16 protein-coding genes, 1 tRNA gene, 1 rRNA gene and 2 pseudogenes are annotated in these 21,207 nt (G+C 64.8%); 6 read left to right on the top strand and 14 right to left on the bottom strand.

From position 1 onward, the window contains the following. Positions 1-194 precede the first annotated feature (194 nt). Positions 195-310, top strand: a 5S ribosomal RNA gene (gene rrf / locus HNP49_RS15165). 168 nt (positions 311-478) lie between these two features. Here rrf and HNP49_RS15160 read toward each other — a convergent pair. Next, a tRNA-Arg gene (locus HNP49_RS15160) sits at positions 479-555 on the bottom strand. Positions 556-861: 306 nt separating this feature from the next. On the opposite strand from HNP49_RS15160, the gene gabD reads away from it, so the two are divergent. Together gabD and gabT are read left to right on the top strand one after the other, a co-directional pair. Beyond that, positions 862-2,313, top strand: a complete 1,452-nt coding sequence (gene gabD, locus HNP49_RS15155; RefSeq protein WP_184684629.1) for an NADP-dependent succinate-semialdehyde dehydrogenase — start codon at positions 862-864, stop codon at positions 2,311-2,313. 202 nt (positions 2,314-2,515) lie between these two features. After that, positions 2,516-3,796 carry a 4-aminobutyrate--2-oxoglutarate transaminase gene (gene gabT / locus HNP49_RS15150; protein WP_184684627.1) on the top strand — a complete coding sequence of 427 codons (1,281 nt, stop codon included), beginning with the start codon at positions 2,516-2,518 and terminating at the stop codon, positions 3,794-3,796. Between the two features lie 83 nt (positions 3,797-3,879). Here gabT and HNP49_RS15145 read toward each other — a convergent pair whose 3' ends face one another. From HNP49_RS15145 to HNP49_RS15130, 4 genes are all read right to left on the bottom strand, one after another. Next, positions 3,880-5,208 (bottom strand): MFS transporter, encoded by a 1,329-nt coding sequence (locus HNP49_RS15145; RefSeq protein ID WP_184684626.1) that lies wholly within the window; start codon positions 5,206-5,208, stop codon positions 3,880-3,882. Positions 5,209-5,324: 116 nt separating this feature from the next. Then, positions 5,325-5,492 carry a rubredoxin gene (locus HNP49_RS15140; protein WP_184684625.1) on the bottom strand — a complete coding sequence of 56 codons (168 nt, stop codon included), beginning with the start codon at positions 5,490-5,492 and terminating at the stop codon, positions 5,325-5,327. Then, complete coding sequence (locus HNP49_RS15135) at positions 5,489-6,208, bottom strand: NAD(P)H-dependent oxidoreductase (protein ID WP_184684624.1); 720 nt, start codon at positions 6,206-6,208, stop codon at positions 5,489-5,491. The genes HNP49_RS15140 and HNP49_RS15135 overlap by 4 nt, the downstream gene beginning before the upstream one ends. A 110-nt stretch (positions 6,209-6,318) precedes the next feature. Then, complete coding sequence (locus HNP49_RS15130) at positions 6,319-7,386, bottom strand: fatty acid desaturase (protein ID WP_184684623.1); 1,068 nt, start codon at positions 7,384-7,386, stop codon at positions 6,319-6,321. 131 nt (positions 7,387-7,517) lie between these two features. On the opposite strand from HNP49_RS15130, the gene HNP49_RS15125 reads away from it, so the two are divergent. Then, a complete protein-coding gene (locus HNP49_RS15125) occupies positions 7,518-8,525 on the top strand; it encodes an AraC family transcriptional regulator (RefSeq protein ID WP_184684622.1) in 1,008 nt (335 codons plus the stop codon). Here the strand turns inward: HNP49_RS15125 and HNP49_RS19065 are convergent. From HNP49_RS19065 to HNP49_RS15115, 3 genes and pseudogenes are all read right to left on the bottom strand, one after another. Continuing rightward, on the bottom strand, positions 8,517-8,888 hold the full coding sequence (locus tag HNP49_RS19065) for a CZB domain-containing protein (RefSeq protein ID WP_260407213.1): 372 nt from the start codon (positions 8,886-8,888) through the stop codon (positions 8,517-8,519). The genes HNP49_RS15125 and HNP49_RS19065 overlap by 9 nt on opposite strands. A 27-nt stretch (positions 8,889-8,915) precedes the next feature. Continuing rightward, positions 8,916-9,188: pseudogene (locus tag HNP49_RS19060) on the bottom strand (methyl-accepting chemotaxis protein); the annotation flags it as partial. Between the two features lie 482 nt (positions 9,189-9,670). Next, a complete protein-coding gene (locus HNP49_RS15115) occupies positions 9,671-10,375 on the bottom strand; it encodes a Crp/Fnr family transcriptional regulator (RefSeq protein ID WP_184684620.1) in 705 nt (234 codons plus the stop codon). A 102-nt stretch (positions 10,376-10,477) separates the two neighbouring features. On the opposite strand from HNP49_RS15115, the gene HNP49_RS15110 reads away from it, so the two are divergent. Further along, positions 10,478-11,002 (top strand): DUF962 domain-containing protein, encoded by a 525-nt coding sequence (locus HNP49_RS15110; RefSeq protein ID WP_184684619.1) that lies wholly within the window; start codon positions 10,478-10,480, stop codon positions 11,000-11,002. 41 nt (positions 11,003-11,043) lie between these two features. Here the strand turns inward: HNP49_RS15110 and HNP49_RS15105 are convergent, their stop codons facing one another. After that, the gene (locus HNP49_RS15105) at positions 11,044-13,929 is read right to left on the bottom strand and encodes an EAL domain-containing protein (protein WP_184684618.1); all 2,886 of its coding nucleotides are present in this window, start codon (positions 13,927-13,929) and stop codon (positions 11,044-11,046) included. A gap of 653 nt (positions 13,930-14,582) precedes the next feature. Here HNP49_RS15105 and HNP49_RS19055 point away from each other — a divergent pair. After that, positions 14,583-15,047 (top strand): annotated as a pseudogene (locus HNP49_RS19055) (methyl-accepting chemotaxis protein); the annotation flags it as partial. Here the strand turns inward: HNP49_RS19055 and HNP49_RS15095 are convergent. The 5 genes from HNP49_RS15095 to HNP49_RS19050 are packed head-to-tail and all read right to left on the bottom strand — an operon-like array spanning position 15,041 to position 21,002. Next, a complete protein-coding gene (locus HNP49_RS15095) occupies positions 15,041-15,829 on the bottom strand; it encodes an ABC transporter substrate-binding protein (RefSeq protein WP_184684615.1) in 789 nt (262 codons plus the stop codon). The pseudogene HNP49_RS19055 and the gene HNP49_RS15095 sit on opposite strands and share 7 nt — an antisense overlap. A gap of 42 nt (positions 15,830-15,871) precedes the next feature. Further along, positions 15,872-17,506: a diguanylate cyclase gene (locus HNP49_RS15090; protein WP_184684614.1), complete on the bottom strand. Its 1,635-nt coding sequence runs from the start codon at positions 17,504-17,506 to the stop codon at positions 15,872-15,874. After that, positions 17,499-17,885, bottom strand: a complete 387-nt coding sequence (locus HNP49_RS15085) for a response regulator (RefSeq protein WP_184684612.1) — start codon at positions 17,883-17,885, stop codon at positions 17,499-17,501. Before HNP49_RS15085 ends, HNP49_RS15090 begins: the two co-directional genes overlap by 8 nt. Before the next feature lie 8 nt (positions 17,886-17,893). Then, on the bottom strand, positions 17,894-19,894 hold the full coding sequence (locus tag HNP49_RS15080) for an ATP-binding protein (protein ID WP_184684610.1): 2,001 nt from the start codon (positions 19,892-19,894) through the stop codon (positions 17,894-17,896). Beyond that, positions 19,887-21,002 carry an ATP-binding protein gene (locus HNP49_RS19050; RefSeq protein ID WP_260407212.1) on the bottom strand — a complete coding sequence of 372 codons (1,116 nt, stop codon included), beginning with the start codon at positions 21,000-21,002 and terminating at the stop codon, positions 19,887-19,889. Before HNP49_RS19050 ends, HNP49_RS15080 begins: the two co-directional genes overlap by 8 nt. Positions 21,003-21,207 lie beyond the last annotated feature (205 nt).

Raw genomic sequence — 21,207 nt, 5'->3', positions numbered from 1 at the left:
TAGGTTGGGTGTGTAAGCGCTGTGAGGCGTTGAGCTAACCAATACTAATTGCCCGTGAGGCTTGACCATATAACACCCAAACAATTTGCGTGTTAAATGTGAAGATGAAGTAAGCCGAAAGCTTGCAGGACTCGCAATCCAATCACATACCCAATTCGCTGTAGCGTCTAAACCACGATGCAGCAACCGAATTGCTTGACGACCATAGAGCGTTGGAACCACCTGATCCCTTCCCGAACTCAGTAGTGAAACGACGCATCGCCGATGGTAGTGTGGGGTCTCCCCATGTGAGAGTAGGTCATCGTCAAGCTCCTATCCCAAACCCCTGAGCCTCGCAAGAGACTCGGGGGTTTGTCTTTGCGCTGGAAAAATCCAGACGCCCTGGCGAGCAGGCCAGACGGATGTTTTGACAGCGTGAAGCGCTTAACGCAGGCAAACAAAAAGGCCCCAGGCTGTTAAACCTGGGGCCTTTTCTATTTGGCGCATCCGGCGGGATTCGAACCCACGACCCCTGCCTTCGGAGGGCAGTACTCTATCCAGCTGAGCTACGGATGCGTTGCGGGCCGCCATGATACGCATCCCGGTGGCGTGCGTCCATGCCGAGTTATAGGCGTTGTGGATATCGAACGGAAACCTTCAAGGTCGAAGCGAATAGCGCGAAAGAATTCAACTAAAGTATGAAAGCGTTAATTTTATCGAACAGGCTATTGCCCTTTTGTTCTGACGGCCCTAGGATTCGTTTGAGATTTCAAACGCTCGTGACTGCCCTGTTGCGCGCGGCGTCTTTACTAGCTGACCACACGGTCGAGCCCAAGAACAACAAGCGATTCGGCGCCTTCGGCGACGTGAAGGAGACCTTCCATGCAACTCAAAAACCCGCAGCTGTTCCGTCAGCAGGCCTATATCGACGGTCAGTGGCTGGATGCCGATAGCGGCCAGACCATCGCTGTGAATAACCCGGCGACTGGCGAGATCATTGGCAACGTACCGAAGATGGGCCGTGCCGAAACGCGCCGTGCTATTGAAGCTGCTGAGAAGGCCCTCCCGGCCTGGAGTGCACTGACCGCCAAGGAGCGCGCCACCAAGCTGCGCCGGTGGTTCGAGCTGATGATGGAGAACCAGGACGACCTGGGCCGCCTGATGACCATTGAGCAGGGCAAACCGCTGGCCGAAGCCAAGGGCGAAATTGCCTACGCAGCTTCATTTCTCGAGTGGTTTGCTGAAGAAGCCAAGCGCGTCTACGGCGACACCATCCCGGGTCACCAGCCGGACAAGCGCATCATCGTGCTCAAGCAGCCGATCGGTGTGACCGCGGCCATCACCCCGTGGAACTTTCCTTCGGCAATGATCACCCGTAAAGCCGGTCCGGCTCTGGCCGCCGGTTGCACCATGGTGCTCAAGCCTGCTTCGCAGACTCCTTACTCCGCTCTGGCCCTGGCCGCTCTGGCCGAGCAGGCCGGGATTCCGGCTGGCGTGTTCAGCGTGGTTACCGGCAGCGCCGGCGAAGTCGGCGGCGAGCTGACCAGCAACCCGATCGTACGCAAGCTGACCTTCACCGGTTCCACCGAGATCGGTCGCCAGCTGATGGCTGAGTGTGCCCAGGACATCAAGAAGGTGTCCCTGGAGCTGGGCGGCAACGCGCCGTTCATCGTTTTCGATGACGCCGATCTGGATGCCGCCGTGGAAGGCGCTCTGATTTCCAAGTACCGCAACAACGGTCAGACCTGTGTCTGCGCCAACCGCCTGTATATTCAGGATGGTGTGTACGACGCCTTCGTCGACAAGCTGAAGGCCGCCGTGGCCAAGCTGAAGATCGGCAACGGTCTGGAAGACGGCACCACCACTGGCCCGCTGATCGACAACAAGGCAGTGGCCAAGGTGCAGGAACACATCGAAGACGCCATCAGCAAGGGCGCCAAGCTGGTTGCCGGCGGTAAGCCGCATGCGCTGGGTGGCAGCTTCTTCGAGCCGACCATTCTTGTCGACGTGCCGAACAACGCTGCCGTAGCCAAGGAAGAGACCTTCGGCCCGCTGGCGCCGCTGTTCCGCTTCAAGGACGAGGCCGAAGTGATTGCCATGTCCAACGACACCGAATTCGGTCTGGCCTCCTACTTCTATGCCCGCGACTTGGGCCGTGTGTTCCGCGTAGCGGAAGCGCTGGAGTACGGCATGGTCGGTATCAACACCGGCGTGATCTCCACTGAAGTAGCGCCGTTCGGCGGTGTGAAGGCTTCCGGCCTGGGCCGTGAAGGCTCCAAGTACGGTATCGAAGACTACCTTGAGCTGAAGTACCTCTGCCTCGGCGGTATCTGAGTTAACTGATTTTCCGTGGGTGTCGGGTGGCAGGCAGGAGTCGTAGCCGCCCGGCGTCAGCGTTTCCGGTGGTGGCACCGGCGAACCCTGTCGACGGCCCGGCAGACTGAGTGCAGCTCGATCATCGTACGCTGTACGCCGTTCTGACCCCCGTCATCATCCTTGGACCAAGTCGCTTGATAGTGCGACCGATGAGGACACCATGAGCAAGACTAACGAATCCATCCTGCAACGCCGTGCCGCCGCTGTTCCGCGTGGCGTAGGTCAGATCCACCCGATCGTCGCCGAGCGCGCCGAGAACGCCACCGTGTGGGACGTCGAGGGCCGCGAGTTCATCGACTTCGCCGGCGGTATCGCCGTACTGAACACCGGCCACCTGCACCCGAAAGTGATCGCTGCGGTTCAGGAACAGCTGACCAAGCTGACCCACACCTGTTTCCAGGTACTGGCCTATGAGCCCTACATCGAGCTGTGCGAAGAAATCGCCAAGCGCGTACCGGGCAACTTCGCCAAGAAGACCCTGCTGGTGACCTCCGGTTCCGAAGCCGTCGAGAACGCCGTGAAGATCGCCCGTGCTGCCACTGGCCGCGCCGGCGTGATCGCCTTCACCGGCGCCTACCACGGCCGCACCATGATGACCCTGAGCCTGACCGGCAAGGTCGTACCGTACTCCGCGGGCATGGGCCTGATGCCGGGCGGTGTGTTCCGCGCCCTGGCGCCGTGCGAACTGCATGGCGTCAGTGAAGACGAGTCGATCGCCAGCATCGAGCGCATCTTCAAGAACGATGCGCAGCCGCGTGACATCGCCGCCATCATCATCGAGCCGGTACAGGGCGAAGGTGGTTTCTACGTCAACTCGCCGGCCTTCATGAAGCGCCTGCGTGCCCTGTGCGACGAGCACGGCATTCTGCTGATCGCCGACGAAGTCCAGACCGGCGCCGGTCGTACCGGTACCTTCTTCGCCACCGAACAACTGGGCATCGTTCCGGATCTGACCACCTTCGCCAAATCCGTTGGTGGTGGCTTCCCGATCTCCGGCGTGTGCGGCAAGGCCGAAATCATGGATGCCATCGCCCCGGGCGGTCTGGGTGGCACCTATGCCGGCAGCCCGATTGCCTGCGCCGCGGCTCTGGCCGTGATGAAGGTGTTCGACGAAGAGAAACTGTTGGAGCGTAGCCAGGCTGTGGGCGAGAAGCTCAAGGCCGGCCTGCGTGAAATCGCTGCCAAGCACAAGGTCATCGGTGACGTGCGCGGTCTGGGTTCGATGGTCGCCATCGAGTTGTTCGAGAACGGCGACCACGACAAGCCGGCGGCCGAACTGGTTGGCAAGATCGTCGCCCGTGCCCGCGAGAAAGGCCTGATCCTGCTCTCCTGCGGCACCTACTACAACGTCATCCGCTTCCTCATGCCGGTCACCATTCCGGATGCCCAGCTGGAAAAAGGCATTGCCATCGTCGCCGAGTGCTTCGACGAGCTGGCATAAGCATGCAGTAAATTCGCCTGTGGGCTCACCAGCCAGGCGTCTCCTCTAGGCCCGCGCAAGCGGGCCTTTTTTATGCCTGCGGTTCAGGCGGCCGCATCGGCTTCCATCTTGCTGCGCATGCGTGCGGCATCGCTGGCAAAGCACCGCGAGGCCTGCAGCAGGGCGAGCATGGTCAGCAGCAGTGCAACCGGAATCAGCAGCAGGGCATCGTGCAAGCCCACGGCCTTGAAGGCTTCGCTCATCTCGGCAGCGCCGGCGGCGGCTTGGGCTGCCCGGGCAAAGTGATCGGACAGACCTCCCACCACCACCGGGCCAAGGCCACCACCCAGCAGGTACAGGCCGGCAAAGAACAGGGCCATGGCGGTGGCGCGCAGGCGTGGCTCGACCACATCCTGGATTGCGGTATAGACGCAGGTATAGAAGTTGTAGGAGAACAGCCAGCCCAGGCTGAACACGCCAACGAACACGGCGATCTCGATGCGTCCAGCCAGCAGCGGGTAGGCGGTGCACAACGCAGCGATCAGCATGCTCACGGTGCCCAGCAGCAGGCGGCCGCGTGGTGAGCGCAGGTGGGCCTTGTCTGCCAGCCAGCCGCCAGCCGTCAGGCCGATCAGGCCGGTAAGACCGACCATGATGCCGACGGCGACTGCGGCCTGCTGTAGCGGCAGGCCGAAGTAGCGCTGCAGCATCGGCACCATGAACGAGTTGCAGGCATAGGAGGCGAAGTTGTAGGCAAGGCCGGCCAGGGTCAGCCACCAGAAGGTACGGATCGCCAGGACCTTGCGCAGCGGCTGCTGTACCGGGCTCTGCTGCACCCTGACGCTCTCCGCAGCGCCGCGTGTCGGCTCGTGGATAAAGAACATGAACACCGCCAGCAGCAAGCCGGGGATGGCGGCGATGAAGAACGGTGCGCGCCAGCTGCCGAAGGCCTGGACCATGGCGCCGATGGTGAAATACGCCAGCAGCAGGCCCAGCGGCAGGCCGAGCATGAAGATCCCCATGGCCCGTGCACGCTTGCTGGCGGGGAACAGATCACCGATCAGCGAGTTGGCCGCCGGCGCGTAGCTGGCTTCACCGATACCCACGCCCATGCGGATCAGCAGGAAGCTCCAGAAACTTCCGGCCATGCCGTTCAGTGCGGTCAGGCCGCTCCAGACCGTCAGGCCCCAGCCCATGATCTTGCGCCGCGAGCCGTTGTCGGCCATGCGCCCCAGCGGTACGCCGGCGATGGCGTAGACCAGGGTGAAGGCGGTGCCGAGCAGGCCGATCTGCAGGTCGGAGAGACTCCATTCCAGGCGGATCGGCTCCATCACAATGGCAGGGATGGTGCGGTCGAAGAAGTTGAACAGATTGGCCAGGAACAGCAGAAAGAGAATGCGCCAGGCGTTGCTCGCTTGGGTGGATGGCTGCATGAGGAGCGCTCGCTTGTTCTTATCGGATGAGGCTTGGCAACGGGCCACTGTACGGAGCGAGCGAGAGACTGTCTGCCCCTATCAATGGCGCTGATAGGGGGAGATGCCGAGGCGGATCAGTCCAGCAGGCGCATTTCGAAGTCGCTCTTGCTGACGCCGCAGTCCGGGCAGAGCCAGTCCTCCGGGACTTCGCTCCAGAGCGTGCCCGGAGCGATGCCGTCATCCGGCCAGCCCAGCGCTTCGTCATAGATCAGGCCGCAGACCACGCAGATCCAGCGGCTCATGCACTCACCTCGCCGGACAGCGGCTGCAGGCGCTTGTCGAATTCGGCCAGGCGCGGAAAGCGCAGCGGCGTCAGCTGCTCGAGCTGCAGCAGATGGTGGCGGTAGTCGTCGAGAATCGCCTGGCGCGCGGCATCGTCGAGATAGGGCACGTGGTAGGCGGCGAAGGGCGGCAGCACCGTGCAGCCGGTGTACGCCAGGGTGCCGCGCTGCAGCGGGCGCAGCATGAGATCCAGCTCGCCATGGATGGCCTGTTCATCGGCAAACATATGTGGCTGGGCGCCCAGGGTGAAGCTGAGCATGGCCCGCTTGCCGGCCAGTCCGCCGCGATCATAGAAGCGCAGGCCGCCATAACAGGCCCCCGAGACCAGCACGCGGTCGATCCAGCCCTTGAGCATGGCCGGCACCGAACACCAGTACAGCGGGAAGTTGAGAATCAGCAGGTCGGCCCACAGCAGTTTATCCAGCTCGGCCTGGATATCCGCTGCCAGGCTCTGCTGGTTGTGCGCATGGCGTTGTTCCAGGGCATACACCAGATAGTCCGGATCGCTGCGGCTGGCGAAGTCGCTGTCGGCGGCCACCGGATTCCAGTTCATCGCATAGAGGTCGGACAGCTGCACCTGATGGCCGGCAGCCTCCAGAGTGGTGACTGCCAGGTCTTTCATGGCGCTGCAGAATGACTGCGGTTCGGGATGGGCGTGAACGATCAGGATATTCATCGGGCGTCTTGCTTCGGGGGGAAGGAAAGGCCTAACAGGCCGTTGGAAACGACCTGCCAAGGCTAGGGCAAGTGGGCTGCCGGGGCAGCCCGTCGCAGGATGGGTGGGCCTCAGGCGTTCTGTGCCACGCCGGGATGCTCGCTGCGCACGGCCTGCCAGCGGTTGGCGCGGGCGAAGGTGCCGAAGTCGTTGAAGCGCACGCCGACCTCACGCATGACCTGATGCGCCACGGGTGCCGTGAGTTGGCGGATATAGAAGGGTTCCTTGACCACGAAGTGATGGATGCCGTGGGTGCTGCCGAAGTTGAAGCAGAAGGCCTGCAGCGGCCATAGCCACCACGGGTTGAGCACCTGGGTCTGCTGGATCACGTTGCCGGCCTCCACGTCACCATAGTAGTGCATGTTCGAGCTGATGAAATGCAGGCAGAAGGTGCGCAGCACATTGGGCCCCACCAGCACCACCACGGCCAGATCGATCCAGTGCATGAACGCGAGGGTGTCCGTCGACCAGATGATCGGGCTACCGAGCGCGCTGCTCAGCAGATCGCTGCCATGGAAGCCGAGGAACACATACCAGGTTGCCCAGTTGAGCAGGCCGAAGGGGGCATACACGGCCAGCGTGCGACCGATGATGTAGCGCTTGCGTGCCCAGGTCGGTGCGCGCAGAACACGAATGAATGACGACATCATGTTGTCGCCGACCATCAGCAGGCGAGCAATGCCCCAGGGCTCGCCGTTGGTGATGGCGCGCTCTTCCATGTCGGCCTCGCTGCCGGAGGTCTTGTGATGGTTGAGGTGCAGGTGGCGGCGAACCCAGGGATTGATGGTGCTCGGCCGCGCCATCCACACCAGCAGCATCATCAGGTTGTGCGGCACGCGCTGCTTGCGGAAATACATCGAGTGAATCAGGTCATGCTCCAGCTCGTGGGTCAGCGAGGCGAAGAAGGCACTGGCCAGCAGGCAGACCCACCAGGCGATCTGCTGCTCGATATACAGCCAGGCGGCTGCGCCCATGCCGGCCAGGGCGAAAGCCAGGATGGCCACGCCGAGGGCGTCCTGGTGCTGGAGAATGGGGTAGCGCTGGCGCAGCTGGTTGCCCCGGACGCCGACTACCTCGCGCACTCTGGCGGCGGCCTGCAGGTGATTGGCGATGGCGGGGCTTGCGGTGGGGCGGCTCATGCTCGCATCCTCTGGCAACGGGTTGGCGGGTAGCGGTGGGTTCACGCTACGGGTCAACGCTACTTTGCGCGCCCTTGTCCGGGTGTGCCTGACCTTGAACGCCAACCTGTTGACCGGATACGCCAACCTGCATGACTGAACCCACCACCCTGGCCAGCTGGACCCGCGCCCTGCGCAAGCTGCTGGAGGCCCGCGGCCTCGACAGCGTGGCCCTGTGTCGCGAGGCCGGCCTCGATCCGCGCCTGATGGACGACCCGCGGGCGCGTTATCCGCTGTCGGCCACCACCCGCCTGTGGCAGCTGGCCGTGGCGGCCAGTGGTGATCCGGCGCTGGGCCTGTCGGTATCGCGCTACATCACCCCGACCACCTTCCACGCCCTCGGTTATGCCCTGAGCGCCAGTGGCACGCTGCTGGAGTTGTTCGAGCGTCTGGTGCGCTACCACCGGGTGGTCAGCGATGCCCTTTGCCTGCGTCTGGAGCGCAGCGCCGACGGCTATCTGTTCGGCCTGCGCGTCGCCGAGGGCCATGCGCTGCCGGCGGCCGAAGCGCTGGATGCGTTCGCCGCGATCTATGTGCGCACCTGCCGCAAGCGCCTGGGGCGCGAGTGGTCACCCCAGGCGGTGTACCTGCAGCGGCCGGCACCGGCAGATGCCACCCCCTGGCAGGCGGCCTTTCGCGCGCCGCTGTTCTTCGCGGCCGGTGAAACCCGTCTGGAGTTTAGCCATGCCGATCTGGAGCAGCCGCTGGAGGATGCCAATCCGGAGCTGGCCGAGCACAACGAAGCCGTTCTGCAGCGCGCCCTGGAGCAGCTCGATACGCCGACCTGGGCGCGTCGCGTGCGGGTCTTGCTGGAGGATCGGCTGCCAGCCGGTGAGCCGGCCGCCGAGGGTATCGCGCAGAGCCTGCATGTCAGCCTACGCAGCCTGCAGCGGCACTTGAGCGAGGAAGGCTGCAGCTTCGAGCAGCTGCTCAGCGAGACCCGTAGGCGCCTGGCCGAACAGCACCTGCGCGACCCGCGCTGCTCGCTCAGCGAGGTCGCCTACCTGCTCGGTTTTGCCGATACCAGCAGCTTCAGTCGGGCGTTCAAGCGTTGGAGCGGCCTGTCACCCAGTCAGTACCGGGCGCAGCGTTCAGGCTGATTGCTGGGCCAGCTCGCTGAGCAGCTGGTTGACCTGCATGCTGCCCTGCTCCATGTCCTGCACGGCCCGCAACACCTTGTTCCAGTCCCGGCTCTGTGCGGCATGCAGCGCGTCGTGAGCGGCGTCGTGAACCATCCGGTGCGGCTGCTCCAGCTGCTGATAGCTGCGCACGCTACCGTACAGCGCCTGGGTATCGCTGTTTCTATACCACTGGCCGAGGCGGCAGCTGTGATGGTCGCTGAGCTGGGTATTGCTGTCGTGCTGGAACAGGCGCTGATAGACGGTGAGCTTGAACAGCAGGTGGTCGAGCTTGACCGCCTCGCAGAATGAACCGAGGGCGATGCCCTCGATCAGCTGGCTCATGTGCTCGCCGAGCACCACCATTTCATCCAGGGTCTCGGCTGAGCTGGAGACATCGCCGGCCAGGCGTGACGCCTCTTCGGAGAGGGTGCCGATGGAACGGCTGGCGGTTTCGGTTTCCTGGTTGATCGAGCCGACCAGTTGGCTGATTTCCTGGGTGGCCTGGGAGGTACGCTGGGCCAGGGCGCGCACCTCGTCGGCGACCACGGCAAAGCCGCGGCCCTGTTCACCGGCGCGCGCCGCCTCGATGGCGGCGTTGAGGGCCAGCAGGTTGGTCTGGTCGGAGATCGCCTTGATCAGCTCGACGATGCGACTGATCTCGCTGACCCGCTGGCGCAGCAGTTCGACGCTCTGCACGCTGCTGATGCCCTGCTCGGCCATGGTACCGAGCGAACTGGAAAAGCCGCCGAGCAGGGCCGAGGTCTGCTCAAACACACCGCTGTGCTGGCGCAGTCGGTCGACTTCACTGCGCAACTGCTCGGCCTGGCCGACAACGCCGTCGCGGGTTTGTGACAGCGAGTCCTCGAACAGCGCCAGCTTGCCGTGCAGCTGATTCTGGTAGCGGCTCAGGCCGTTGTGCTCATCGAGCTCCTGCTGGCTGGACTGCTGCAGGCTGCGCAGGGCGTCGAGCTCCTGCTGCATAGCGCGTTTTTCCTGCTCCAGTTGGCTGACTTGTTGTTGCAGCGCTTCACTGCGCAGGCGCCACTTGCGGTCGAACATGGGGGACTCCGGAAATTCGATAAGCCGTTTCTGCATATCGTCCATGAGCGGCAGAACTGAAGTGTTTAGTCTGGCATATGAGCCTGCTGGCGCAGGCGAGCCAGATCAATGATTTCGATGCCGCCATAGGCCAGGCGGAGAATGCCCTGGGCTTCCAGTTCCTTGAGGATCTGGTTGGTGGTCTGGCGCGAGATGGCCAGCATCAGCGCCAACTGTTCCTGGGCCAGCTGGATGACCCGTCGCGGCTCCGGCTGCTCGCCATAGCCCTCGGCGATCTGCAGCAGGCGCCGGGCCAGGCGTGGTGCTGCCGGCAGCAGGCTCATCTCCTCCAGTGCGACAAAGGCCAGGCGCAGCTTCTGGCTCATCAGCAGGGCCAGCTCGCGCCAGTATTGCGGTTGCTGGCGCAGCAGGGCGAGCAGCGCTGCCTGCGGCACCTGCAGCAGCAGGCAGGGGCCTTCGGCATAGGCGTCGTGCGTGCGTGGCAGGCCATCGAACAGGGAAATCTCGCCGAACCAGTAGGGCGCCTCGACCAGGGTCAGCAGCGCTTCCTTGCCCTGCCGGCTGACCGCGCCGACCCGCATGCTGCCGCCCAGCACGGCATACAGGCCGCAGGGCGGATCACCGCGGCGGAACAGCCGTTGCCCTGGGCTCAGGCGCAGCAGGCGCGCTTCGCCGAGCAGCTGTTCCTGCAATTCGCCGGGCAGCAGACGGAACCACTGGCCGTTTTCCAGCTGCGCGCGGTAAGGGCTAATCTCAGGGCTGATGGGCATGGTCGGTAGGCTTGGTCGGTGGCTATTGTCGGCTAGCTGACAGATGGGTGGTGGGCGGCCCGGCATCATGCCAAGGTCTGCGTGCAAAGGAGACTCATAACTATGAAAACGCTTGTCGAACACCTGAGCCAGTATGCCGAGTATCACCGTGACCGGCGCAACATCGCCACCCACTTTGTGGGTATCCCCCTGATCGTTCTGGCCGTGGCCGAGCTGCTGTCGCGCCCTGGCCTGGAGGTGGCGGGACTGTGGCTATCGCCGGCGGCGCTGGTGGCCGCGGCGGCGGCGATCTTTTACCTGCGTCTGGACCTGCGCTACGGCCTGCTGATGAGCGTACTGCTGCTGCTCAGCCTGTGGTTTGGTGCGGCGCTGGCAGTACAGAGCACGGCGCTGTGGCTGAGCGTTGGCGTCGCGCTGTTCGTGGTCGGCTGGATCATCCAGTTTGTCGGTCACTACTACGAAGGGCGCAAACCGGCCTTTGTCGATGACCTGATGGGGCTGCTGGTCGGGCCGCTGTTTGTGGCTGCCGAGCTGGGCTTTTTGCTCGGACTGCGCAAGGACATCGAGCGGGCCGTCGAGGAGCGCGCCGGGCCGACCTGCATCCGCAGCAAGAACGCCCTGGCCTGAACTTGCAGTAAAAGCCTAAGCAGCGGCGCATGGCCTGCAGGTTATGCGCCGTTGTTGTTTGTGGCGCCGGTGAGCGTCGCATCGGCCAGGCTGCTGAGCGGTTGCGGCCGGTCGATGAAATAACCCTGGGCGTAGTCGATGCCCAGTTCGCGCAGGCAGTCGAGGGCAGCCTGGCTCTCGACGAATTCGGCCACGGTGCGCAGGCCCAGCTGGCGGGCGATCTGCACCATGGAGCCGACCATGGCCTGGTTGATCGGGTCGCGTTCGATACCGCTGATGAAGCTGCCATCGATCTTCAGCAGGTCCAGCGGCAGGCGCCGCAGGTAGGCATAGGAGGCGAAGCCGCTACCGAAGTCGTCGAGGGCCACCTTCAGGCCCAGGCCGCGCAGTTGGCTGATCCAGGCGGCCGAACTGCCCAGCTCGCCCAGGGCGACCATCTCGGTGACTTCGAAGCACAGCTTGTCGGTGGGTAGTTGATGACTGCGTAGCAGTTCGTCGACCAGTTGGTGGAACTCGACATCGACCAGTGAGTGGGCGCTGAGGTTGATGTTGATCAGGGCCAGGCGCGCCAGGTGTTGCGGGTTGCCGACCAGCCACTGGCAGACCTGGCGCAGCACCCAGCGGTCGATGGCGGTCAGAAAGCCGTAGCGTTCGGCGGCGCTGAGGAACTGGCCGGGGGGAATCCAGTCGCCGCTCTGCGGATCGCGGTAGCGCAGTAGCACCTCGTAATGCAGACCAGGCTCGCCCTCCTGCAGCGGCAGCACGCTCTGGAAGAACAGCTCGAAGTGATGCTGCTCGATGGCTTCGCGCAGGCGGGTGATCCACTGCAGCTGGCGCTGGTGTTCGAGCAGCGCACCGTCGGCCGGATTGAAACGGTGGATGCGATTGCGTCCTTGCTGCTTGGCTTGCTGGCCGGCGCTGTCGGCCCAGTTCAGTGCGGTTTGCCAGTCCTTCACACCCTCGTCCAGGCGCAACAGGCCGATGCTCACATAGAGGCGGAACGGTCGCGCTTCCCAGGTGAAGACGAACTGCTCGACGCTCTGGCGGATCTGCTCGGCCACCGCCCAGGCGGCGCCGTCATCGGCCTCACGGAGCAGGGTGATGAACTCGTCGCCACCAACGCGGGCGAGAATCGCCTGGCTGGGCAGGCGTTTCTGCAGGTAGAGGGCGAGCTGGCGCAACAGCTGGTCGCCGGCGTTGTGCCCGCACAGGTCGTTGACCTGCTTGAACTGGTCCAAGTCGAGGTAGAGCAGGTGGCTGAAGCGCTGGCCGCGGCCGCTCAGGCAGTCCTCCAGCAGGCGCTCAACCTCGCGGCGGTTGAGCAGGCCGGTCAGCGAGTCATGGGCGGCCAGGCTTTCCAGGCGCTGTTCGAGGGCGCGGCGTTCGCTGAGGTCGACCAGAATGCCCTCGATACTGTCCTCGCCGGGGTGCTGGTGCAGCGACAGCAGCACCCAGTGCTGCAGGCCGTCCAGGCCCCTCAGCGGGCATTCGCCGCTGGCGGTGCCGGCGTTGTCCAGCTGGGCCTGCAACTGCTGCCAGTGCTGCGGGCCGATCAGCTGGGGCAGGCCACTGTTGGCCAGCAGGCCGACCTGATAGTCGGGCACGCCGCACAGGCGGCGGAAGCTCGGGTTGTTTTCCAGCAGGCGGCCTTCGCGGGTGCAGCGGAAGATGCCCTCGGCGGCGCTGCCGAACAGGTTCTGGTAGCGCTGCAGGTTGACGATGGCCTGTTCCTGGCTGGCGATCAGTGCCTGGCGCAGCTGGTCAAGCTGCTTGCCGTTGAGCATGCCGAACAGCAACACGTTGATCAGCGGCAGGCTGGCATGCAGGGTGTCGAGCACCTCGTTGCGCGGTATCACCCCGGCACGGCTGAGCGGCAGGAGGATCATCAGCAGGATCGCGGCGGTCCAGAACAAGGCAAACCAGGCGGCGAAGGGGCGACCCAGGCGCAGGCCGAGTATGGTCAGGCCGACCTGATAAAGACCGATGCCGAGAAATAGCAGGTTGACCAGCTGGGGCGGCCGGGAGCTTTCAAGATCGCTGATCAGCCAGGCCTGCACCAGCAGCAGGGCAAGGAAAAGGCCATTGCGTAGCCAGCGCAGCGCCCGCTGCTTCAGGTTGAGACTGCTGGCGATGAACAGGCAACTGAAGACCAGCGCCAGGCTGCCGCTGATATTGGTTTCAATGGGCGGGATCAGCGGCTGGCGTGACCAGAACAGCAGTGTGGTCAGACCGCCGATCGAGGCCTGGTACAGCGCCAGGCACAGCACCAGCGCGCAGTAGTAGCCCAGCTGTGGCTGGCGCAGGGCGGCGTACTTGAACAGGTGAAACAGCGCCATGATCAGCAGGCCGCCGACAATCAGCGCATTGAAGGCCCAACGCTCGGCCAGGGTCTGGTCCTTGAGCGCGGCGGGTATCACCTGCAGCGGCAGGTTCACCGAGGAGCTGCTGCGCAGGCGCAGGATGACCTCCATGGGCTGCCGGCCGCTGGTGGGCAGAGCCACCATGAAACCGGGGAAGGGGGTCTCGCGCAGGACAAAGGGGCGCAGGTCGCCGCTGGCGCGGTGCAGGGTCAGCATGTCCTTGGCGTAGATCCAGACTTCCAGCTCGTCGATGAACAGGTTGTCCAGTAGCAGGTAGTAGCGCGTGCCTGGACTGCCGTACAGGCGAAAGCCGACCCACCAGCTGCTGTCGCTGTAGCCGAGGGCGGCACCGCCGCTGAGTAATTGGCCCTGCTGTGCCAGCAGCGGGCGGATGCTGCGGATGTTAAAGCTGGAATGGCGGTCTTCCAGAACCTGCAGCTGGCTGACCGGATGGCTTTGCAGATTATCGCTCAGGCGCAGGTCCAGACTGGGCAAGTCCGCACGGGCAGGGCCGGCCAGCAGCAGGCCAAGCAGGAAGGTCAGCAGGATGGGCAAGCGCAGCAGCATGCAGGCAGCCTGTGTGAGACAGCGGGCGCCGAATAGGCGGTGTGAATCCAGTCTAGTTCGCCACGCTGGCTGTTGCCGGTCGTTGTCGCCGTCTATGCTGCAAGCATCAATCCTCGACTTTTTCCCGACTGAGCAAAGGTTGCTGCCGTATGCGTCCTGCGTATTCCCGCTATCCCTATGTCTGCCTGCTGCATGCGCTGGGCCTGGGGGTACTGATGGCGGTCTATCAGCACTGGCAGTTGCCGTGGTTCCTGAGCATTCCGGCCTACCTGTTGCTGGCTCTGTGGCCCTGGCTGGGGCCCTGGCGCCTGCAGGAGGAACATGAGCCGGCGGTGTCGGCCGAGCCGGCAGGCGAGCCGGCCGACGCCTTGCTGGCGGCCTGGGGCCAGGCTCAGGAGCAGGCCCTGCAGCCACTGGAAGCCGGCATCGGGCAGTTGCAGCATATCCAGGAGGCCCAGCAGCAACTGCTGCTGGCCGTGGTGCTTGAGCCGTGCCCACAGCTGCCGCCGGCGACCAGCCGAGGGGATCTGAGCGCAGAGCTACAGGGCGCGCGCGCGCCATTGGTCGAGCTGCAGGCCGGGCAGGAACAGCGCCAGGCGCTGGTCAGTGGCCTGCAGGCACGCAGCGGGGAAATCCAGCAGGTGGCGCAGACCATCCAGAGCATCGCCAGCCAGACCAACCTGCTGGCGCTCAATGCCGCCATCGAGGCGGCGCGGGCCGGCGATGCCGGACGCGGTTTTGCCGTGGTCGCCGACGAGGTGCGCAACCTGGCCGCACGTACCGCCACGGCCACCGAAGACATCAACCGCATGGCCGGGGAAATCCAGCAGCAGACGACCGCCGCTGCCGCCGGCCTGGCCGGTCAGGCCGAGCGGGTGGCGCTGGCGCTGCAGGGGCTGGATGAGGTCGAGCAGCGCTGGCAGCAGTTGCAGCAGCAGGCCCAGAGCGATAGCGGTACTCAGGAGCAGTTCGAGCAGGCCTGGAATGACAACCTGTCACGCCAGCAGGCCTTGCTGTTTGCCCTGCAGGAGCCCTGCGCCAATCTGCAGGAGCTGGCCGAGCAACTGTCCGCGTGCGCGCAGCGCCTCAGCAGCCTGCCCGAGGTGCCGGCTCAGTAGTCCGGAGCCTGCTGCTCGGTGCGCAGGTGCATGCGCTGGCGCCACTGCTGCAGCTCACCGGAGTTCTTGAGCTCGGCATAGGCCTGTTCCAGGCGGGCCTGCAACTCATTGGCCCGTGGACTGTGACGCGACAGCAGCAGGCTGACCGGCAGGCTGTGCAGGGTGATGCCTTGGAGCGCAACGCCACCACTGTGCGCCAGGGCTTCCTCGATGGGCGGCTGGTAGGCCAGCAGATAATCGTTTCGCCCCCGCTGCAGCAACTCGATGGCCGCCTCATGGCTGTGAGCCTTGCTCAGATGCAGTTGCAGGCCGGGATCGTCGAGCAGCTGGCGGGCTTCCGGCGCCCAGTAGGTAAAACCGTGAATCAGCAGCAGGCGCTTGCCACGCAGGCCTTGCGGTAGCTGAGGGGCGCTCTTCCCGGCGGGGTAATAGAGGCGCAGATCGATCCAGCCAATCACTTCCTTGCCGGTCAGCACATGCTGACTGATCGCCGGATTGCCGGTGGCGCCCAGGGTCAGCTCGGTCGTGCCGGTCGCCAGGTTGTGATACAGGCGGGCCGGGGGATAAGGCGTCAGCTCGACGTTCAGCCTGGCCTGCTCGGCCAGGCGCTGGGCGAAGGCCAGCATGCTGCCTTGCGGTTGCTGCTGCGCGTCGAGGTAGGAAAACGGCGGAAATTCGAGAAAGCCGATGCGCACCGGTGCCTCGCTGCTGGCCCGCGCCGCCCCTGTCGCCAGCAAGGCTGTGAGGGCCAGAGTAAATAGTGTTTTGCCAGTGCGCCGCATGGATCGCTCCCTCGTCTTCTCTGGCCTGTCCGGCGTGCGTGTTTACACGGCCAGGCGAACCTGATTGCGCCCGCCATGCTTGGCGGCATACAGCGCCTGATCGGCCAGATGCAGCAGTTCGCCGGCGCTCTGCTCGCCGTTGCTCTGCACCACGCCGGCGCTGAAGCTGCAGTGGAACTGCTGCTGTCCGGCCTGGAAGGTCAGGCGGGTAAAGTGCTGGCGGATTTCTTCGATGACCTTTTGCGCCTGCTCGCCGCTGCAGTCCGGCAGCACGGCGAGAAATTCCTCGCCGCCGTAGCGGCCCAGGCTGTCGATCTTGCGCAGGCGCTGGCGCAGCAGGTTGGCCAGGGCGCGGATGACGTTGTCGCCGATCGGGTGGCCATGCTGGTCGTTGACCTGCTTGAAGTGGTCGATATCGAGCATCACCACACTGGTCGGGCGCCGGCTGCGGATGGCGCGGGCCACCTCGTAGCTGACCTGCTCCTTGATGTCGGCATGCTTGAGCAGGCCGGTGAGGCTGTCGCGGGCCAGGGCATTGGACAGCTGGCGGGCGCGCTGGGCGCGGGAGAACACGCTGGTGATGAGGGCGTTGTCGCTGATTGGCTTGGTCACGAAGTCGTCGCCGGCGCGCAACAACGCCTGCATCTGTCGGCTCAGGTCGGTTTCCGCCGACAGGTAGATGATCGGCACGCGCAGCCAGTCGTCGTTGAAGCGGATGATCTGCGCCAGCTCAGGACCTTCGCAGTCGGGCATCTGCACGTCGAGCAGAAGCACCTCGGGAGCGAAACGCGCCATGTATTCGAGAACCGTGCTGGGCTCGTGGCAGACCTGCACATGCATGTGGTGCTGGCGCAGGACCAGCGCATAGCGATTGGCCAGCTCCAGGTCGTCGTCGACGATCAGCACCCGATAGGGCTGCCCCTGCTGCAGGCTGAACAGGCGTTGCAGGGCGTTTTCCAGCGACGGCAGGTTGAGGGGTTTGCACAGGAAACCCACGGCCCCGGCGCGCACCGCCCGCAGCTGGCTGGCAAAGTCGTTGCTGGAACTGATCACCAGCAGCGGCAGGCCGCTCTGGCTGGTGCGGCCAGCGAGCAATTCGGGGGCGGCGCTGTGATCGCTGTCGATGATCAGAGCATCGACGTCCTGCTGCGCCAGGCGTGCGCTCAGCTCGGCCGCGCTGGCGTACCAGCGGGCCTGGTAGCCGAAGTTCTGCAGGGTCAGTTCCACCGACTGACCTTGCACGGGGTCTTCTTCAAGAATGGCGATGCGCTGATCAAGCGGCGTGCGGCGGTTTTCAAAGGCCAGAGCCAGCGGTTCGCTGCTGCCGCCCGGTCCGGCGTTGCCGGCCAGGGCGGACAGTCGCTGCAGGTCGGCGATGAAAGCCGGCAGCTGGGAACCGTCGCATTGCCCGGCATAGAGCCAGGCGCCGCCTTGCTGTTCGAGGCGACGCGCCTGTTCGCCGAGTGCGGCAAAGCCGAAGGTGCCGGCGCTGCCGGCCAGTTTGTGCAGTTGCTGGCGGATGGCGAGCAGCAGCGGTTGTCGTGCCGCCTCGTTGGCGGCCTTGCCCAGTGCTTCGGCCTGGGCGCTCAGCTCGGGCAGGTCACGCTGCAGGCGTTGCCTGAACTGTTCGGCGAGCAGTTGTAGCTGGCGCTGCAGCTCGGCGGCCGGATCAGCCATGCACGCGGCTCCAGATGCTGCGGACCTGCGCGGCCAGGGTCATGGGGTCGAAGGGTTTGACGATCACCTCGCGGGCTCCGAGCTGACGGTACTGCTCGATCTCCTGCGGCTGCACCTTGGCGGTCATGAAGGCCACCGGCACCTGCTCGATATCCACCAGCTCGCGCAGCTTGCTCAGAGTCGCCGGGCCATCCATGCCGGGCATCATCACGTCGAGCAGGATGAAGTCGGGGTTGAAGCCCTGTACCTGGTCCAGCGCTTCCTGGCCGGACAGGCAGCTCAGCACCTCGAAGCCGCCCAGAGTTTCCAGGGCCAGCTTGGCCACGGCCTGGATCGAGCGGTCGTCCTCAACGTGCAGAATGCGTTTCAACTCGGCCATCACGTACCTCAATCACTACCCGGCTCTGCCGGGGGAATGGTTTCGACCAGAGGCAGGCTGAACCAGAAGGTACTGCCCTGGCTGGAGCTGGTAAATCCGATTGTACCGTCCATGCGTTCGATCAGCTCCTTGCTGATCGCCAGGCCCAGACCAGTGCCTGGACTGGGGCGACTGTCGCTGGCATCGGCCTGGGCGAACTTGTCGAAAATGCGCACCTGGAATTCTTCTGGAATACCCGGCCCCTTATCGATAACGCTCACTCTGACCTGTCCGTCGAGCGGTGTCACCTGCACCTCAACGGTGCTGCCCGGCGTGGTGAATTTGGCCGCATTCGACAGCAGATTGGCCAGCACCTGTTGTAACCGTAGCCGGTCTACGCAGACTTGCGCAGTGCAGCCGCCCTTCAGTTGCAGGGTCACGGCAAAACGCTCGGCATAGGTCCGGTTGCTGTCCAGAGCTTCCTCCAGCAATGGCTGCAGGGGTTGGTTGCGCAGCTGGAAGACCATCTTGCCGGCACTGAGTTTCTCCATGTCGAGCAGGTCGTTGATCAGCAGGGTCAGGCGCTGGCTGTTCTGTTCGGCAATGCGCAACATCTCGGCCATGCTCGGCGGCATCTCGCCAAGTGCACCATTGACCACCAGACCCAGAGCGCCGGCAATGGCGGTCAGCGGTGTGCGCAGCTCGTGGCTGACGGTGGAAACGAACTCGGCCTTTAGGTGTTCGATACGCTTGCGTTCGCTGATGTCACTGATGAAACCGTGCCACTGCACGCCACCTTCACGCAGCGCCTGGGGCATGCTGCGGGCCTCGACCCACAGCAGGCTGTTCGGCGTCGGACGCACGCGGAACTCCTGGTGCCAGGGGCTCAGTTCGGCGGCTGAACGGGCGACCGACGCACGCACGTGTGGCAGGTCCTCGCTGTCGATGCGCTCGAAAAGCAGGTGTGACTCCTGTGCGGCCTGTTGCGGACTGATGCCAAAGATCGGCCGGATGCCTTCGCTGGCATAGGGAAAGTAAAAGTGCTGGGCATCCTCGCGGATGAACTGAAACAGCATGCCCGGAACCTGCTCGGCGATTCTTTGCAGGCGTTGCTGGAACAGCTGGCGCTGGCTCATGTCCTGCAGGATCGCCAGGTAACCGATCAACTGCTGGTCGTTGCGGATCGGCGAGAGGGTCAGCAGCACCGGCAGCTCTGCGCCATCGCTGCGCTGCAGGGTCCATTCGTGGCTGCTGGTGTCGTGCTCGGCCAGCTCGGCGCTGAGCACAGCAAAGCCGTTCGGCGCCGGGCTGTGCTGCTGCAGACCGAGCAACAGGGCGCGGGCCTGTAGCTCTCGCGGGTCGAGTAATCGGCACAGCGACTGGCCATGGAGAGCCTTGGCGCTCTGTCCGAGCAGTTGTTCGGCGGTCGGATTGAGGTAGGTCAGTTGCCCCTGATTGTCGGTACACAGTAGGGCGCAGCCGGCGCTGTTGAGCAGAGCCCTCTGCAAGGCAGCCTCGCGGGCCTGGAGGATGGCCTGGCGGCGCAGGATCAACTGGCGACTGGCAATCTGCCCCAGGTGCTGCAGGGCCTGGCGCTGGGCCGGACTGAGCAGGCGTGGCTGGCGGTCGATGACGCAGAGGGTGCCGATGCGCTGGCCGTCCGGGCTGCTCACCGGCATGCCGGCATAGAAGCGGATGTTGGGCGTGCCGGTGACCAACGGATTGTCGCGGAAGCGCGGGTCATCCAGCGGATCGGGCACCTCGAATATCTCTGAGCCGAGGATGGCGTGGGTGCAGAATGCCTGTTCGCGCGGGGTTTCGCGGGCGTCCAGGCCGACCCGGCTTTTGAACCACTGGCGTTGATCGTCGATCAGCGAGACCAGGGCGATCGGCGTCTCGCAGATCAGCGCGGCCAGGCGGGTGAGGTCGTCGAAGGCTTCTTCGGCCGGCGTGTCGAGAATCTGCAGTTCGAGCAGTGCCTGCAGGCGTGCATACTCGTCGGCCGGTAGCGGGTAGCTGCGTTCAGGCATGCGGGGAGTCCTCGGCTGTGGCTGGCAGCGGCTGGCAAGCCAGCTCGAACCAGAAGGTGCTGCCCTGGCCGGGCGTCGAATCGAAGCCGATGCGCCCGTGCATGTGTTCAATCAGGCGCCGGCAGATGGCTAGGCCCAGACCGGTGCCGCCCTGCTGGCGGGTGGTGGAGGCATCGGCCTGAGCGAACTTGTGGAAAATCTGCGCCTGAAAGGCCTCGCTGATGCCCGGGCCATGGTCGCACACGCTGACCCGCACCGAATCGCCCGTCACCTGCCAGCCGAGGGTCACCTGGGCGCCGGCCGGGGAGAACTTGGCGGCATTGGACAGCAGGTTGGCCAGCACCTGCTGCAGGCGCAGTGGGTCGACCTCCACCATCACGTCGTTGGCGCCCTGCAGGCACAACTGCACGCCCAGCGGTTCGGCGTAGGCCTGCAGGCTGCTCAGTGCTTCCCGCAGCTGCGCGGCGAGGCTGCAGCGACGCGGGTTGAATGGCATCTTGCCGGCTTCGAGCTTTTCCATGTCGAGCAGGTCGTTGATCAACAGGGTCAGACGCTGACTGTTCTGGTCGGCGATGCGCAGCATCTCGGCCATGCTGGCCGGCACCTCGCCAAGGGCGCCGTTGACCACCAGGCCCAGGGCGCCGGAGATCGAGGTCAGCGGGGTGCGCAACTCATGGCTGACGGTGGCGACGAACTCCGATTTGAGTCGCTCGATGCGCTTTTGCTCGCGGATATCCTGGCACTGCAGGATCAGGCATGGCGGTTGTCCCTCGACCCAGGCGGCGCCCAGCTGGCAGTCGATGGTCTGGCCGAAGGCATCCAGCAGGCGGCTTTCCCACTGTTGTGGCTGGGCCTGTGCGGCCTGCAGATGTTGGCTGGCCTGGGCCTGCTCACTGGCGGCCACCAGGCTCAGCAGGTCGCTCTGCTGCAGTTCGCTGGCGCTGCGCCCGAGCAGGTGGCAGAGCTGCTGGTTGACGGCCAACCAGCGCCCTTGTGGGGTGAGCAGGGCCATGCCCTGAGGCGCGGTGACGAAGGCCTGGGCAAAGCGCTGGCGCGATTCATCCAGGGCCTGGCGTGCCCGCTCTTGCTGCTGGGCCGCGCGCAGCATCAGGGCCAGCAGGCCGCCGATGACCAGGCTCAGTGACCAGGCCAGCAGGCGCAGCCAGACCATGCTGACGGCGCCGGAAGCAGGCTCGGTGCTGCGGGCCAGCAGCAACCATTGACCGCCGGGCACGGGCAGTTGCAGTTGGCTGTGGGCCTGGGCGAGCCAGGCCGCGCTGCCCAGCATGGGCGTGCCGCTATCGGGCTCGGGG

The organism is Pseudomonas fluvialis (genome assembly GCF_014207935.1).
In the GTDB taxonomy this organism is placed as follows: domain Bacteria; phylum Pseudomonadota; class Gammaproteobacteria; order Pseudomonadales; family Pseudomonadaceae; genus Aquipseudomonas; species Aquipseudomonas fluvialis_A.
This window is presented reverse-complemented; position numbering and strand designations above follow the sequence as displayed.